This is a genomic window from Sulfitobacter sediminis, from assembly GCF_040811725.1.
GTDB classification, from domain to species: Bacteria; Pseudomonadota; Alphaproteobacteria; order Rhodobacterales; family Rhodobacteraceae; genus Sulfitobacter; species Sulfitobacter sediminis.
This window is the reverse complement of record NZ_JBFNXX010000001.1, coordinates 42,318-58,203: the sequence shown is the minus strand read 5'-3', so window position 1 is coordinate 58,203 and position 15,886 is coordinate 42,318. Positions and strand designations below refer to the sequence as shown.

Genomic DNA, 15,886 nt, shown 5'->3' with positions numbered 1-15,886 from the left:
AGGATGTTTTCGGCGGGCGACACGGCAATTCGTCCGTTTGCCCGCAATCGGGCGGATATCGTCGAAGTTGATGAATTTCGGAACACTCGGCGGGTGCAGGCGTTGGTTTATCAGAGCGTATGAACGCAAAAACAAAACAGATATGAGAGGTACAGCATGACACAGATTACCGACGCAAAAATCCTTATCCTTGCAACCAACGGTTTTGAGCAATCCGAGCTGGAGAAGCCGCTGCACGACCTGAAAGCCAAGGGCGCGACCGTCCACGTGGCGACGCCGGATGGCAATGACATCAAGGGTTGGGATACCGATGACTGGGGCAATACCGTCGCCGCTGATCTGAAGCTGGATGACGTGGATGTGGCAGGTTACGACGCGATCGTCCTGCCGGGGGGTCAGATCAACCCGGACATTCTGCGGGCGGACGACAAAGCCGTCGATCTGATCAAGACCTTTGCAAATCATGGCAAGACCATCGCCGCCATCTGCCACGCGCCGTGGCTTTTGATCGAGGCGGGTCTTATCAAGGGCCGCAAGGCGACTTCTTACGAGTCGATCTCGACCGACATGAAGAACGCCGGGGCGCTATGGGAAGACAGTGAGGTCGTGGTTGACAACGGCATCATCACGAGCCGGTCGCCCGAAGATCTGGATGCCTTCGTTGCGAAGATCGTCGAAGAGATCGAGGAAGGTGACCACGCGCGTAAAGCAGCGTAAGGCTTTCCCGTCGTAAACGACAAGCCCCCTGTTTTCAGGGGGCTTTTTTCGTGGCAGCCGCAATTTCCGCGTCTGTCAGGCCAAGCGCGCCCAGCACCTCTGCCGTGTCGGCCCCTGCTGCGGAGGGCGGCGTGACGTCATCGGGGACGGACCTGCCGAACCGTGGGGCCTTGGCCGATTGAAGCACGTCTCCGGGCGAGACGAAGGTCCCGCGCGCAGCCACATGCGGGTGTGTCTTCGCCTCCGAGAACGTGAGGACCGGGGCGACGCAAGCGTCGGTTCCGTCAAAGACGTCCGCCCAAGCGTCGCGGGGGCGGGTGGCGAAGATGCGGGCAAATTCCTCGGCCCGGGCGGGCCATGTGGCCTTGTCGTTCTGCGAGGCCACGTAGTCGGCGGGCAGGTTCAGACCGTCGAGCAGCAGCGCGTAGAACTGCGGCTCCAGCCCGCCGACGGCGATGAATTTGCCGTCCGCGCAGGTGTAACAGCGGTAGAAGGGTGCGGCCCCGTCGAGCCAGTTGTCGCCGCGCGTCTCGTGCCAGGTTCCCTGCGCCAGCATGCCGTGGATCAGGCCCATCATCGCTGGCACGCCGTCGATCATCGCGGCATCGACGACCTGCCCCTTGCCCGAAACCCCGCGTTCGATGACAGCCGAAAGGATGCCGAAGATCAGGAACATCGTGCCGCCGCCATAGTCGGCGACAAGGTTCATGGGCGGAACCGGCGGTCGGTCGGCGTCGCCCATGGCGTGCAGCGCGCCAGATAGGGCGAGGTAGGTGATGTCATGGCCTGCGACCCTGGCCAGCGGCCCGTCTTGCCCCCAGCCGGTCATGCGGGCGTAGATCAGGGTTTCAGGACAGGTCTCGGGGCCAAGCCCCAGCCGTTCCATCACGCCGGGGCGGAAGCCTTCGATCAGGACGTCGTTGGCAGCGATAAGGCGGCGCGCGGCGGCGACACCCGCTTCGGTCTTGAGGTTCAGGACGACGGATTTCTTGCCGCGCCGGTTGATGTCAATTGGGTCGGCGGGGGCCGCCCTGCGATCTACGGCGATCACTTCCGCCCCGAGATCGGCCAGCAATTGGCCTGCCAGCGGCGCGGGACCGAGGCCGGAGAATTCGACCACCTTGAGCGAGGCGAGCGGGCCTTGGCGGCTCATGCGGCACCGGGCACGAGGACCTCGCGCGCGCCTTCGACGAAATCATTGAGCGACAGCGGCCAGACGGTACCGGGCCAGCGCAGCTCCATCTCGCCTTTGCGGGGGCGGTAGACGGCGGTGTAGAGCGTGCCGAAGCCTACGCTGAAGGCGGTGGAATAGAGCGGGGGCTTGAGGAAGGCGTTGATGAACTTGTCCTCGGGGTCCTTGTGCAGGCGCAGGCGGTGCAGCAGGAAGCGTTCTCGTTCGACCGTGGCCGTAAACCGGGCGTGGCTGACCCATTCAACGTTTTCCTGGTGGTTGGTGGCCACTGCCGCATGGGTGATCAGCGTTTTGCGGTCCGGGGCCATCATCGCGGTGGCGTAGTTCCGTTTCTTGTCCAGAACGGTGACGTTGTAGCTCATGTGCGTGGGCACGCGGGCCAGCACGTCGACCGCCTCGTCCACGTTCGTGCAGGTCTGCAACACGTAGCGCAGGATCAGCGGGACGCCAAAGCCCTGCCCCACCACGCGGCGTCCGCCGAAGGTAAGCGAGATCGCGAGGCCCGCGTCGTTGACCCCGTCGACCAGCCCCCAAAGCCCATCAGAGGTTCCAAGAACCTTGCGGCCCTGCCAACTGGTATGTAGCACGAGCTGGTCAAAGGCGTTGGGGTTGTAGTCATAGTTGCGCACCATGACCGGTTCCTTGCCCGCCCAGATCGCCTGGCTACAGCCGGACAGATAGGGAGGCGGGTTGTAGAAGCTGAGGAAACGTGCGGCGTGATCGCCGCCACCCGCAAGCCTGCAAAGTTGGTCGTAGATGGGCATCAGCTCGGGCATGTGCAGCCTGAGCGCGCGGGTGCATTCCGCGTAGGTCGGGCGCGCCGTTTCGCCTTCCCTCAACCACCATTTGCGGTAGTCGGGCCAGTATTCGGCGAAAAGCCCGGACCATTTCGGTCCGGGCGTTTCTTCTTTCAGGGCGCGCCAGTACATCTGGGCCTTTCTTGAGCCGTTACAGAATCTTGAAGGCCGGGTCCGCCAAAGCGGGGCCAGCCTGCGCCGTGGGCAGCGGTTTGCCTTCCACGCCGGACTTGATCCCGTGAATCCACTTTTTCGCGCGCTCGTTCAACTGGAAACCTTTGGTCATCGAGCGACCACGAGTCACGAGGATACCGATATCGGCCCCTTCGTAGCGGTAATCGCCCGGACCGAGGATGCGCAGGAAGAAGGCTTCGTTCTCGCTCTCCACCGCGCGGCGGTGGTAGTCGAAGCGGTCAAAGACCACGCGCCCGTCCTCGAGCATCTTGTAGATGCCGGTCTGGGGCGAGGCGGTGCAGATATCGACGCTATCCTCGGTGTGCTTGATGACCATCTGGCTCCAGCCGTCGATCATTTCCGGGTCGGCCCAGCGCGCGTTCAGCTCGTCCACATCGAGCTTGAACTTCTTCTTGGAGAATTCCAGCAGGTGGAACAGGAAGAGCGGCGCATCGGCATGGGCAAAGGCCGCGTGGTTGGTCATCGAAGACGCACCGGTGATGCGCGGGTTCAGCTCGCCCAGCCAGAGATCGCCGGTTTTCTTGTCGATCAGGAAGTCGAGCTCGAAATACCCGCGATAGCCTTCCTTGCGGAGCTGTTCCCCGAATTTGAAGGTCAGATCGCGCGCCTTTTCCCGCACCTTGGGCGGGAAGGCGGTGGCGAGGATTTCGTTGCCGCACCAGCCGCCGCGGTAGGGCGTGAGTTCCTTGAAGCCCACAAGCTCGGTCATCAGCGGGCCGACGATGGTGCCTTCGCTTGTGGCGCAGGCCTCGATCGCGGAGCCGCGGCAGTCGATCCGCTTCATGATCTTGATCTCGCCCTCGCCCACGATCTCGGACTCGTGGCGGCGGAAGTCGGCCTCGTTCTTGATGAAGAAGGTTGTATGACCGGAATCGCCGAAGGCGGATTGCAGCACGAGGTCGTGGCCGAGGTTGTTCTTTTCGCAGATCTCGCGCAGGTGATCGTAGTCCTTGACCTCGGAAAGCGCGTTGGGGACGGAAGGAACACCGGCCTTGTTACCGATTCGGACGGTTTCGATCTTGTTGTCCATCGCGGTGCGCAGCTTGGCCTTGGGGAACCAGACGGTGGCACCCAGTTCCTTGGACAGACGTTCGGTTTCCTCGTCGAACATCAGGAAGACGAACTTGGGCTTGCCGCCGCGCCGCTTGATGAAGTCGATGACTTCCTTGTGCTGCAGCAGGTAGTTGTTGATGTCCTCGATGGACTGGAATTCTGCATGCGGCTGCTCTGACGGGCAGAACACGTTCGGGTGCTTGCCGTCGTAGCAGTCGATATAGCAGATGTACTTGAAATTCTTCACCCATTCATCGAGGCCCAGCAGGTTGAAGTTGGTCGCCGAGATGAAATAGATCGGGTCTTCGTTTCGGTGGAAGAACCGGCGAATTTCCGAGATGTTTTTGAGAACGGTAGCCATGTTTTTGGTCCTTTTCTTAAGCCGGTGAGTTTGAAAGATGCTTGGCGCTCACGCTGTCGAGCGCCTCTTGCGTGAATACGCGCAGGCCGAGGTCCGGCCGGTAGCCGTGAATTTCGCTCACGTCCAATGCGCGCATGAATGACAGGATTTCCTGGCTGACGACCTGTCCGGGGACAAGGATCGGGAAGCCGGGGGGATAGGGAATGATGAAGGTGGCCGAAACCACGGTTTCGCCGGCGTCCATCGCGTCCTTGAGCGATCCGTCGAGTTCGAGGTAGTCGCAGTTCTCGTCGTCATAGCTGAGGTAGTAGGCCGTACGGATATCGCCCTCGGGCGTGTCGGGTGCCTTGAAGGCTTCGTGGAAGCGGCTGAAGTCCGGCAGCGGCGGGTAGTGCTCCATCAGGTTGGCGACACGGCGCTCGAAGCTCATCCGCTCCATCCGGCTCGCGTCGTCAAGGCGCTCATCGAGCGACTTGGCGATCTCGACAAGCACCTCGATCAGGTAGGCGACGCTCGACCGTGTCGTACCGATGTTGGTCATGAAAAGCACGGTATTGCGCGAGGTCTTGTTGATCTGGATGCCGTAGCGGTCCATCAGGATATCGGTCTTGAAGGTATCGCCATCCCATCCGGTGCCGCCGACCGCGAGCGTGACGCGAGTGGGGTCGAGCACGAATTCGTCCTGCTCGTAGCAATCCCACATATCGGTCCAGCCCTGTTCGACATCGTAGTAGCTGGTCACGCCGCTTTCGCGATGCTCTTCAGGGATCATGTCGCCCGCGGTCAGCACCTTGAAGTACTTCTGCAATAGCGGATGCTCCATGATCGCGCGGCGCATGGACATGGCGGCCTCGACCTGGCGCTGGACGAATTCGAACCCTTCGAGTTCCACCTGCCTGCGCCCGATATCGAGCGAGGCGATGATCTGGTAGTTCGGCGAGGTCGAGGTATGGGTCATGTAGGCTTCGTGGAAGCTTTGTTCGACCTCGCCTTTGAAATCCTGGTCGTTCACGTGGATCATCGAGCCCTGCCGCAGGGACGTCAGGGTCTTGTGCGTGGACTGGGTGGTGTAGACGCGCACGCGGGCTTCCGGTGGCGGGATCAGGCGGGTGTTGAGAATGGTCTCCTCGTCCGCGTCTTTCAGCAGGCTTTGCTGGGCTTCGTACATCCGCTTGTGCTCGTCCGACTTGAGCTTGTCGCGCAGGCGGTTCGCCGCCTCCATCCCGGTACGCTGACGATAGGTCGGGCTGAAGCGGGCAAAGGCGAACCAAGCTTCGTCCCAGAGGAAGATCAGGTCCGGCTTGATGGCGAGGCATTCCTCCATCACCCGCTCGACGTTGTAGACAAGCCCGTCGAAGGTGCAGTTGGTCAGCAAGAGCATGCGCACCTGATCCAGCTTGCCCGCCTTCTTGAGTTCAAGAAGCTGGTGCTTGATCTCTTTCAGCGGGACAGCGCCGTACATCGAGTATTTGTTGAGCGGATAGCTGTCGAGATAGCAGACCTGCGCCCCCGCCAGCACCATGCCGTAGTGGTGCGACTTGTGACAGTCGCGGTCCACCAGCACGATGTCGCCGGGCTTGATCAGCGCCTGCACCACGATCTTGTTACAGGTCGAGGTGCCGTTGGTGGCAAAGAAGGTCTGTTTCGACCCGAAGGCGCGGGCGGCCAGTTCCTGCGCTTCCTTGATGGGGCCGTGCGGCTCCAGCAGGGAGTCGAGACCGCCTGACGTCGCCGAGGTTTCAGCAAGAAAGATGTTGGGACCATAGAAGGCACCCATGTCCTGGATCCAGTGCGACCGGGTGATCGACTTGCCCCGGCTGATGGGCATGGCGTGGAAAACGCCCGTGGGTTGCTTGGAATATTCCACCAAGGCGGTGAAAAAGGGCGATTTGTACCGCGCCTGCACGCCCCGCAAGATGTTCAGGTGCAGTTCCATGAAGTCTTCCTGATTGTAGAAGACCCTCCGGCAAATCCCCAGGTCGAGGCCCGCGATATCCTCGACCGACCGCTCGGTGACAAGGTAGGCATCGAGTTCGGGGCGTACCTTGGCGACCATCCGGCAAAGTTCGGGCCCGTAAAGCTCGGGCTCAAGCGCGTCGATTTCCTCGCGGCCGCCCGCGCGGGCGAGATACCGCGCGAGAAGCGCCTGATCCATCTTGGATTTCAGGGTCAGGCCGGGGCGTACGACGATGGCCTGGATATTGTGGTTAAAGAGCACGGCGACGAGCGCGTCTTCGAGGCTTTTGACGACCACGGCCTCGTAGATGAACTGATCTTCCGTGCGGCGCATCCGTGTCACGTTGGATTTCAGCCAGCGTTCCTGCTGTTCGTTCACGTCGTCTACTATGAGCACTTCGAAATAGGGCTTGGCCAGCGCGCGCGCCTCGGGCGGCAGCATCGCCTCGTCGTCTTCCTCGTGATCGGCGGTGTCGCGATCAAGCGGGATATGGCGGCGGCGATAGGCGCCGGTGGTCAGCGCGCGGGTGACGCGGTTCACGGCAAAGGCGAGGTCCTCGTAATTCCCGTGCTCGTACTGGCGGCGCACGTGATCGAAGGCCGCCATGCCCGGAAAGGCCCAATAGGGTTCGATCATGGCGAGCGAGCTGAACAGCTCGTCGATCTTCTTCGTCAGGTCCTTCTTGGGCTTGGCCTTGGGATCGCGGGTGAGCGCGGCCGAGCACTCCCGAAGGGCGCTCCAGCGATCAGAACGCAGTTGAATGGCTGACGAATACTCGGTCATCGAATGCATAGTCACTTCTCCGTTGCGCGGAAAAGTACCCTGCATTCCAGCCCGGCGCGCGGGAACGCGCCGGGAGATTTACAGGGGACTTACCCGCTGGATGTTTCTTCTGTGCCCGTCAGAACACCGGGTTTGACAGGCGGATTTGGCATCGCCGCTGAGGGCGCTGCCGGGGTTTCGGCATCCGCCGGCATGTTCGCACTGCCGGCGGACGGGTTCGGAAGCGGTTCGGGCGGGAAACCAGCGGTGTGATGCGAAAAGCTCGGCATCATGTCGTGTCCCTTGTAGGCCGGTGCATCCGGCACGCGCTGGGCGGGCACGTCCACGTGCAGCCCCGCACGACTTCCCTGTTGCGGTATTTCGAGCGGACCCAACGTCTTGAGATAGGCATCCGTTCCGCTGTTGCGGTCGTAAACCGAGAAATCGGTTGAGCGGTCGCGGAAGGATTTGAGCACCTGTCCGAGGCCTTTCATGCCCATCTCGCGCTGACGGCGGACCATGTCGAGGTCGATCTCGATGGGGAACATGTCCTCTTGTCCCGCCGACTGGTGCAGCACCATCGACGTCGGATCGACCACGCAGGACCGGCCGACACCGCCCGCGCCAAGGCCGTTGACGTCGAAAATGTAGCACTGGAACTGTGCTGCCGTCGCCCGCGCGATGGCAAGCTCCGCGTCGCGGTCGGTGGTGCCGGTAAGCACCGGGTGCAGCAGCACTTCGACGCCCTGCGACGTCAGTTGCCGCGTGGTTTCGGGGAACCACATGTCATAACAGATCGACAGGCCGAAACGGCCCACGTCGGGCACGTCGAAGACGCAGAAATCCGTGCCTGCCGCGATCCCCGTCTCGTAGGGCCGGAAGGGGAACATCTTAGCGTAGCGCCGGATCACCTCGCCTTCTGGGTTGATGACCAGCGAGGTGTTATAGACGCGTCCGTCCTCGGGGTTCTTGAGGAACATCGAGCCGGGCACCAGCCAGACGCGGTGCTTTCGCGCGGCTTCCTGGAATTGCTCGATCGTGTCGTTCTGCGGTGGCAGCGCGAATTTGTCCAAGGGACCGAAGGGTGCCAGTTCCGAGAACAGCACCATCTGCGTCCAGGGGAATCGCGCCATCAGGATGTCCAGCCGGTGGATCATGCCATCGACGTTGGAATGCAGGGCGTTGACGTACATTTGTACGCCTGCAATCGCGAAGGGGGTCATATCATATCACTCCGTGAAGCACGGCGCGTGGCGAAGATCGCCATGGGAGGAGGAGCGCCGAATTGCCCCGCTCTTACGCCCATCCGGGCGCAAGGGGAACAGGTGAACGCACACCTCGTTAAGAGCGCCCCGCAAGGCTGATATGACCGTTGCGCAAAGATGACAGTTACGCCGCAGCCTGCTGGCGCGCACCCCGTGACGCGCGCCCGCGTTGCATGAAGATGATCAGCGCCAGAAGAACCAGCGCAGGAATGAACATCAGGTACTTCGAGGGCTGCGGTTCCGGCTTGAGCACGCGCAGGATTTCCTGATCCCAATCGAGCCCCGCCTTCTGGGCGGCGGAATCGAAGACCACGTCATCGACAATCATCTTGTCGCCGTCCTGGCGGAAGGCCAGGCCAGCATTCTCAAGCTTTTCCTCGCCGGTCGCGCCTTCGGGCAGCGTCAGGAGTGCCACGAACTCGATCGGATCGCCAAGATCGTTGATACCGGCGATGCGCAGGCGCAGGTATTCACCCGCCGGCGTGTCGTTCGCCGCCTGCTGGATCTCGGTCGGGGCCACCTCGTCATAGGGGGGCGAGATCATGTCCATCCAGAAACCCGGACGGAACAGGGTAAAGGCGATCAGCAAGAGCGCGATCGTCTCGTAAAAGCGGTTCTTGGCAAAGAACCAGCCCTGCGTCGCCGCCGCAAAGAGCAGCATCGCGATGGTCGCCACGATGAAGACGAATATCCCCTGCCCCCATCCGACACCGATCAACAGAAGTTCGGTGTTGAAGATGAAGAGGAAGGGCAGTGCCGCCGTCCGGAGCGAATAGAAGAAGGCCACGACACCTGTCTTGATCGGATCGCCGCCCGACACGGCCGCCGCCGCGAAGGACGCAAGGCCAACGGGCGGTGTCACGTCGGCCATGATGCCGAAGTAGAAGACGAAAAGGTGCACGGCGATCAGCGGCACGATCAGGCCGTTCTGCTGGCCCAGCGTGACGATGACAGGGGCAAGCAGGGCCGAGACCACGATGTAGTTGGCCGTGGTGGGCAGGCCCATGCCGAGGATCAGCGACAGAACCGCCGTCAGCGCGAGAATGGCAAGGATATTGCCGCCCGAGAGCACCTCGACCACGTCCGCGAGGGCCGAGCCGACGCCCGTCTGGCTGACCGCGCCCACGATGATACCGGCGGTCGCCGTGGCGATACCGATACCGATCATGTTGCGCGCACCTGTGACCAGACCGTCGATCAGGTCCAAAAAGCCGTCCCTGATGTCCGAGGCAAGTTTGCTCTCGCCGCGGAAGATCGCCATCAGCGGGCGCTGGGTCAGCAGGATGAAGATCATGTAGGCCGCCGCCCAGAAGGCCGAGAGACCCGGCGACAGGCGGTCGACCATCAGCGCCCAGACCAGCACGACCACCGGCAGGATGAAATGCAGACCGGACCGGACCGTGGGGCCGGGCAGCGGAAGCGTGGTCACCGGGCTGTTGGGATCGTCAAGCTTCAGCGGTGCCTCGCGCGATGCGACATAGAGCAAGGCGACATAGACCAGGGTGAGGAAGACGAAGATGATGTAGCCTGCGGTCTCGGGGAAGGCGGGCCGGATCCAGCCCATCAGGTAATAGACCGCGAAACTAAGCGCGCAGATTGCCGCGATGGTAAATGCGACGGAGATGAGCCAGGCCACCCAGGGCTTGGGCTCGACCGCGCGCGGCAGGCCTTCCATGCCGGCCTTCAATGCCTCGAGGTGCACGATGTAGACGAGCGCGATGTAAGAGATCACGGCAGGCAGGAAGGCGTGCTTGACCACGTCGAAATAGGGAATGCCGACGTATTCCACCATGAGGAAGGCCGCGGCCCCCATAACCGGCGGCATGATCTGGCCGTTGACGGACGAGGCCACCTCGACCGCGCCCGCTTTTTCGGAATTGAAGCCCACTTTCTTCATCAGCGGAATGGTGAAGGTCCCCGTCGTCACAACGTTCGCGATGGAGGAACCCGAGATCAGGCCCGTCATTGCCGAGGACACGACGGCCGCCTTGGCCGGGCCGCCCTTCATGTGGCCCATCAGCGAAAATGCCACCTGGATGAAGTAGTTACCGGCACCCGCCCGGTCGAGAAGAGAGCCGAAGAGCACGAAGAGAAACACGAAGGAGGTCGAGACGCCCAGCGCGATGCCAAAGACACCTTCGGTGGTGATCCACTGGTGGTTCACGATCTCGGACAGGCTGTTGCCCTTGTGCGCGATGATGCCCGGCATATTGGGGCCGAGGACGGTGTAGAGCAGGAAGACCGAGGCCACGATCATCAGCGCTGGGCCAAGCGCGCGGCGCGTTGCTTCGAGCAGGATCATCATGCCGATCACAGCGACCACGTAGTCCTGCATGATCGGCGCGCCGACGCGGCTGGCGATGTCCCGGTAGAACAGGAAAAGATAGAGCGCCGCACCGGCTCCGGCGACGGCCAGAGCCCATTCCCAGATTGGCACACGATCCTTGGGCGAGCCGAGGATCACGGTTGCGGCAACGGCGATGGCGGGGATCGGGATCCACCATGTCGCGATATTGTCCTTGGCCGCGACCATGAAGAGCGCGGCGAGCGCGAGGGGCACGATGATGCCCAGCGCCAGCTGGAAAGTCGTGCGCGCGGCGGGGAACATCATGATGCCGAGGAAGACGGCAAAGCCCAAGTGGATAGAACGGGCAAGCGTGTCGTTGAAAAGGCCGATGGGTGAAGCGATGTAGAGTTGGAAGAGGGACCAGCCGAGTGCGACAAGCATCAGCAGAAGGCCCACGCCCCCGCCTACGGACCTGCCACCGGTATCTGAAGATGCGACCAGTTCGTCGAGTTCTGCCTGGCTGAGACCACCGTGCCCGGCGGCTTCTGCCTCAACGGCGGCGGCTTGCTGTTGCTCTTTCTCTGTCATGACTGTCCCCCTGTCAGCCCCGATTTTCCGGGTGCTTGATCGTTTGGGCGAAGTGCCCTGCGACGGCGGTCAAACGACCGCCGCCACGTTTGTTTTCAAGAGGTTGGCTTACATCCAGCCGCGTTCCTTGTAGTACTTTTCGGCACCCGGATGCAGGGGCGCGGAGAGGCCGCCCGAGATCATTTCCTCTTCGGTCAGGTTCTCGAAGGCGGGGTGCAACCGCTTGAAGCGGTCGAAGTTGTCAAAGACCGCCTTGACCACCTGATAGACGACTTCTTCGTCAACGTCTGCGGAGGTGACGAAGGTCGCCTTCACACCGAAGGTGTTCACGTCGCTGTCAGTGCCCTTGTACATGCCGCCCGGCACTGTGGCTGCAGCATAGTAGGGGTTGTTGTCGATCAGACCCTGGATTTCCGGACCTTCCACCGGCACCAGCTTGGCGTCGATGGTGCTGACCGCTTCCTGGATGGACCCGTTGGGGTGACCCACGGTGTAGATGATCGCGTCGACCTTGTTATCGCCAAGTGCGGCCGCCTGCTCGGCGGGCTTCAGCTCCGAGGCGAGCGCGAAGTCATCCAGCGTCCAGCCCTTGGCGTTCATCACGACTTCCATGGTGGCGCGCTGGCCGGAACCGGGGTTGCCGATGTTGACACGCTTGCCCTTCAGGTCGTCGAAGGTGTTGATGCCGCTGTCGGCGCGGGCGATCACGTTGAAGGGTTCGCCGTGCACCGAGAACACCGCGCGCAGCTTGTCGAACTTGTCACCCTCGAACTGCGAGGAGCCATTGTAGGCATGGAACTGCCAGTCGGACTGGGCCACGCCCATGTCCATGTCACCGGCCTTGATCGCGTTGATGTTCGCGATGGAACCACCGGTCGAGGGCGCGGTGCACTTGAGCCCGTGATCGGCGGAACCGCGGTTCACAAGTCGGCAGATCGACTGACCGACAACGAAGTACACGCCGGTTTGACCGCCTGTACCGATGGTAATGAATTTTTCCTGTGCCGTCGCTGCCGAACCGGCAGCCATCGCCCCGGCAAGAGCAAGCATTCTGAACATTTTCATACTGTCTGTTCTCCCTTTTTATTTTTCCGCGCCCAAATGATCAGAAGGCACGCATTATGTGAGACGATCATCCGCCCATTCTCCGGTCCTTGGGATCGGATCAGGGGCGCGATTCCTGTCTCTGCCCCCGCGAAATTACGGCACCGTCATGGGCCCACGCGGGAATCTGGGAATCATGCTAGGCAGGTTTCCCTTACTCTACAAGCAAGCTTTTCCCATACGGACCGATGAATATTATCTTATTGATCTGATTAGTGGATTTCGTCCTCCAATGCGTCGCTCTCAAAAAACCCTTCAGTAAGGTTTTTCTTGCTTGATCGCGCAAAAGCTTGCGAAAGTCCGGTATCTCGGCAGAGTTGACCGGGCAAAAACACAGGCAGAAGAACAGGGGACACCATGCCTAGATTGGGAGAGATGACCAGATTCGCGACATTCGCCGGGGTGACGGTGCTGTCATTGGTGTCATTTGTGCTGACACTCGCATGGTCATGGTGGTTTGCCCTCCCCTTTGCGCTGTTCGCGGTGCTGACCATCATGGGCGTCTACGACGTCACGCAGACATCGCATTCGATCCTGCGAAACTACCCGGTTCTTGGCCACATGCGGTTTTTCTTCGAAGGCATCCGGCCTGAAATCCGCCAGTACCTGATCGAATCCGATCAGGACGAGGAGCCGTTCAGCCGCGATGACAGGAGCCTTGTTTACCAGCGCGCAAAGGGTCAGGAGGACGCGCGGCCGTTCGGCACGCGCCAGCGCGTCTATGACGCGGGGTATTCCTGGGTCACGCATTCCGTGCAGCCGGTGCATATCGAGGATTTCGATTTCCGCACGACGGTCGGGGGACCGCAATGCAGCAAGCCCTATTCGGCCTCTCTCTACAACATCTCCGCGATGAGCTTCGGCTCGCTTTCGGCAAATGCCATCCAGGCGTTGAACACCGGGGCGCGCAAGGGCGGGTTTGCCCATGACACCGGCGAAGGATCGGTGAGCCGCTATCACAAGGCCGGCGGCGGCGACCTGATCTATCAGCTTGCGTCGGGCTATTTCGGGAGCCGCGCGCCGGATGGGTCCTTCGATCCGGAAAAATTCCGCGAGACCGCGTCGCTGGACCAGATCAAGATGATCGAGCTGAAGCTGAGCCAGGGGGCCAAGCCCGGTCATGGCGGCCTGCTGCCTGCTTCGAAAATCTCGCCCGAAATTGCAGAGGCACGGGGGGTTCCGATGGGCAAGGACTGCGTGTCTCCCGCCGCGCATTCGGCCTTCTCCACGCCGATCGAGGTGATGGAGTTCCTTGGCAAGCTGCGTGAGCTGTCGGGCGGCAAGCCTGTGGGCTTCAAGCTGTGCATCGGGCACCGGCGTGAATTCATGTGCATGGTAAAGGCGATGATTGAAACCGGGATCACGCCGGATTTCATCGTCGTTGACGGGACCGAGGGCGGTACGGGTGCGGCACCGGTGGAGTTTTCGAACCACGTCGGCATGCCGATGATCGAGGGGCTGACATTTGTCCACAACACCCTGCGCGGTGCCAACCTGCGCGATCACGTCAAGATCGGCGCGGCGGGCAAGATCGTGTCAGCCTTTGATATCGCGCGGGCCCTGGCGCTGGGCGCGGACTGGTGCAATTCGGCGCGCGGTTTCATGTTCGCGGTGGGCTGTATCCAGGCGCAGGCCTGCCACACCAATCACTGTCCGGTAGGCGTGGCCACGCAGGACAAGATCCGGATGCGCGCGCTGGATGTGACGCAGAAGAGCGAAAGGGTCGCGCGGTTCCACCGCAATACGATGGAGGCGCTGGGCGAGATGACGGGCGCCGCCGGTCTTCATCATCCGAGCGATTTCCTGCCCTACCACCTGATGCTGCGCCAGGGCGACCAGAGCATGGCGGAGGGCAGTGACGTCTATGCCTATCTGCCGGAGGGCTTTCTGCTGGATGACGGGGCGGAGGATTATCACGGCCACAAATCGCGCTGGGGACGGGCCCGGGCGGAGACCTTTGCGCGGGCGGGCTGAACGCCCATCACGTTTCAAAAAATACAAAAGGCGCGCGGAAATCCGCGCGCCTTTCGTTTCTCCGTTACCGATCAGGCTTCGGCGACTGCCGCCTGAACCGCCGCTTCGAGGATCGCAAGGCCTTCTTCGACCACCGCGTCAGAGGCCGTCAGCGGTACCATGATCCGCAGCGCGTTGCCGTGCATGCCACAGCTGAGCAGCAGCAGACCGCGCTTGAGCGCATGGGCGATCACCCGCTTGGTGAAATCGGCGTCGGGCTTGGCGGTCTCGAAATCGGTCACGAATTCGACGGCCACCATGGCACCCAGGCCACGGATGTCCCAGAAGCGGTAGGGGGCAGAGCGTGCACCGATCTCGGCCAGGCGCGCCTTGAGCGTCTCGCCCATGGCGGTGGACCGGGCCAGCAGGCCTTCCTTCTCGATGGCGTCGATGGCTGCCAGCGCTGCGGCGCAAGCAACCGGGTTGCCACCGTAGGTTCCGCCCAAACCGCCGGGGTCCATCGCGTCCATGATGTCGGCGCGGCCGATCACGCCGGCCAGCGGATAGCCACCCGCCATGGATTTCGCCACGGTGATCAGGTCCGGCACCACGCCGGAATGTTCGATGGCGAACCAGGTGCCGGTCCGGCCAAAGCCTGCCTGCACCTCGTCTGCGATCAGCAGGATGCCATGTTCGTCGCAGATGGCGCGCAGTTGCTGCATCATCTCGAAGGGCACCGGGGTATAGCCGCCTTCGCCAAGCACCGGCTCGACGATGATACAGGCGACACGGCTGGGCTGCGCGTCGGTCAGGAACAGGTTCTTGAGCCCGGTGATCGCATCCTCGACGGTGATGCCGTCACGCACCGACGGGAAGGGCGCGCGGAACACGTCCGCCGGGAAGGGGCCCACGTCCTTTTTGTATGGGCTGATCTTGCCGGTCATGCCCAGCGTCAGCAGGGTGCGGCCATGGTAGCCGCCGGTGAAGGCGATCACACCCGGACGACCGGTGGCCGCGCGTGCGATTTTCACAGCGTTCTCGACGGCTTCGGCACCCGTGGTGACCAGCAGCGTCTTCTTGGGCGCGTCGCCCGGCGCGAGTGCGTTTAGACGCTCGGCCAGTGCGATGTAGGGCTCATAGGGAACGACCTGGAAAGAGGTGTGCGTGAACTGGTCTTCCTGCGCCTTCGCGGCCTCGATCACCTTGGGGTGACGATGGCCCGTGTTCAGCACCGCGATGCCACCGCAGAAGTCGATGTAGCGGTTGCCTTCTACGTCCCACAGCTCGGCGTTCTCGGCGTATTTGGCGTAGATCGGCGCGGCAGAGGCGACGCCGCGCGGCACGGCTGCATCACGGCGGGCGATCAGCTGGGCGTTGGTCACATCGGCTGCTGCGACAGCCTTCGACACGATGTCATCAACCACGGCCTTGGTTTCGGCTACCGGCGCCTTTCTCTTGGGGGCGGCCTTGCGGCGGGTCTTCTTCACGGTGCTGGACATTTCTCGAATCCTTTGATGAAAACGCTGGTCTTGCGTTTAAAAAATCCTATCCTCGTGTTTAATATTCTTGTCAATCGCTGTTTTCTGGTCAAATGATTTTTTTAGGGGACCGCGCCAAATTTCGCCTGTGACAAGCGATTCGCGGCGCGTTAACAA

10 protein-coding genes are annotated in these 15,886 nt (G+C 61.9%); 2 read left to right on the top strand and 8 right to left on the bottom strand.

Translation table 11 applies throughout. The features are described from left to right. The first annotated feature begins 156 nt into the window (after positions 1-156). Positions 157-717 carry a type 1 glutamine amidotransferase domain-containing protein gene (locus tag AB2B41_RS00270; RefSeq protein WP_367875723.1) on the top strand — a complete coding sequence of 187 codons (561 nt, stop codon included), beginning with the start codon at positions 157-159 and terminating at the stop codon, positions 715-717. 34 nt (positions 718-751) lie between these two features. Here AB2B41_RS00270 and AB2B41_RS00265 read toward each other — a convergent pair whose 3' ends face one another. The 7 genes from AB2B41_RS00265 to AB2B41_RS00235 all read right to left on the bottom strand — a co-directional run bounded on the left by AB2B41_RS00265 (position 752) and on the right by AB2B41_RS00235 (position 12,239). Then, positions 752-1,870, bottom strand: coding sequence for a CaiB/BaiF CoA transferase family protein (locus AB2B41_RS00265; protein ID WP_367875722.1), 1,119 nt, complete (start codon positions 1,868-1,870; stop codon positions 752-754). Continuing rightward, positions 1,867-2,838, bottom strand: coding sequence for a C45 family autoproteolytic acyltransferase/hydrolase (locus AB2B41_RS00260; protein ID WP_367875721.1), 972 nt, complete (start codon positions 2,836-2,838; stop codon positions 1,867-1,869). The genes AB2B41_RS00265 and AB2B41_RS00260 overlap by 4 nt, the downstream gene beginning before the upstream one ends. Before the next feature lie 19 nt (positions 2,839-2,857). Beyond that, on the bottom strand, positions 2,858-4,315 hold the full coding sequence (locus AB2B41_RS00255; protein ID WP_367875720.1) for a biotin carboxylase: 1,458 nt from the start codon (positions 4,313-4,315) through the stop codon (positions 2,858-2,860). A 16-nt stretch (positions 4,316-4,331) separates the two neighbouring features. After that, on the bottom strand, positions 4,332-7,064 hold the full coding sequence (locus tag AB2B41_RS00250) for an aminotransferase class I/II-fold pyridoxal phosphate-dependent enzyme (RefSeq protein ID WP_367875719.1): 2,733 nt from the start codon (positions 7,062-7,064) through the stop codon (positions 4,332-4,334). 80 nt (positions 7,065-7,144) lie between these two features. Then, a complete protein-coding gene (locus AB2B41_RS00245) occupies positions 7,145-8,257 on the bottom strand; it encodes a carbon-nitrogen hydrolase family protein (protein WP_367875718.1) in 1,113 nt (370 codons plus the stop codon). Between the two features lie 166 nt (positions 8,258-8,423). Then, positions 8,424-11,174 carry a TRAP transporter permease gene (locus AB2B41_RS00240; RefSeq protein ID WP_367875717.1) on the bottom strand — a complete coding sequence of 917 codons (2,751 nt, stop codon included), beginning with the start codon at positions 11,172-11,174 and terminating at the stop codon, positions 8,424-8,426. A gap of 108 nt (positions 11,175-11,282) precedes the next feature. After that, positions 11,283-12,239, bottom strand: a complete 957-nt coding sequence (locus tag AB2B41_RS00235) for a TAXI family TRAP transporter solute-binding subunit (RefSeq protein ID WP_367875716.1) — start codon at positions 12,237-12,239, stop codon at positions 11,283-11,285. A 414-nt stretch (positions 12,240-12,653) separates the two neighbouring features. Between AB2B41_RS00235 and AB2B41_RS00230 the strand changes: the two genes are divergently transcribed. Continuing rightward, positions 12,654-14,252, top strand: coding sequence for an FMN-binding glutamate synthase family protein (locus tag AB2B41_RS00230; protein ID WP_420014272.1), 1,599 nt, complete (start codon positions 12,654-12,656; stop codon positions 14,250-14,252). Between the two features lie 71 nt (positions 14,253-14,323). On the opposite strand, the gene gabT is transcribed toward AB2B41_RS00230, so the two are convergent. Further along, positions 14,324-15,730 (bottom strand): 4-aminobutyrate--2-oxoglutarate transaminase, encoded by a 1,407-nt coding sequence (gene gabT / locus AB2B41_RS00225; protein ID WP_367875714.1) that lies wholly within the window; start codon positions 15,728-15,730, stop codon positions 14,324-14,326. Between the last annotated feature and the right edge of the window lie 156 nt (positions 15,731-15,886).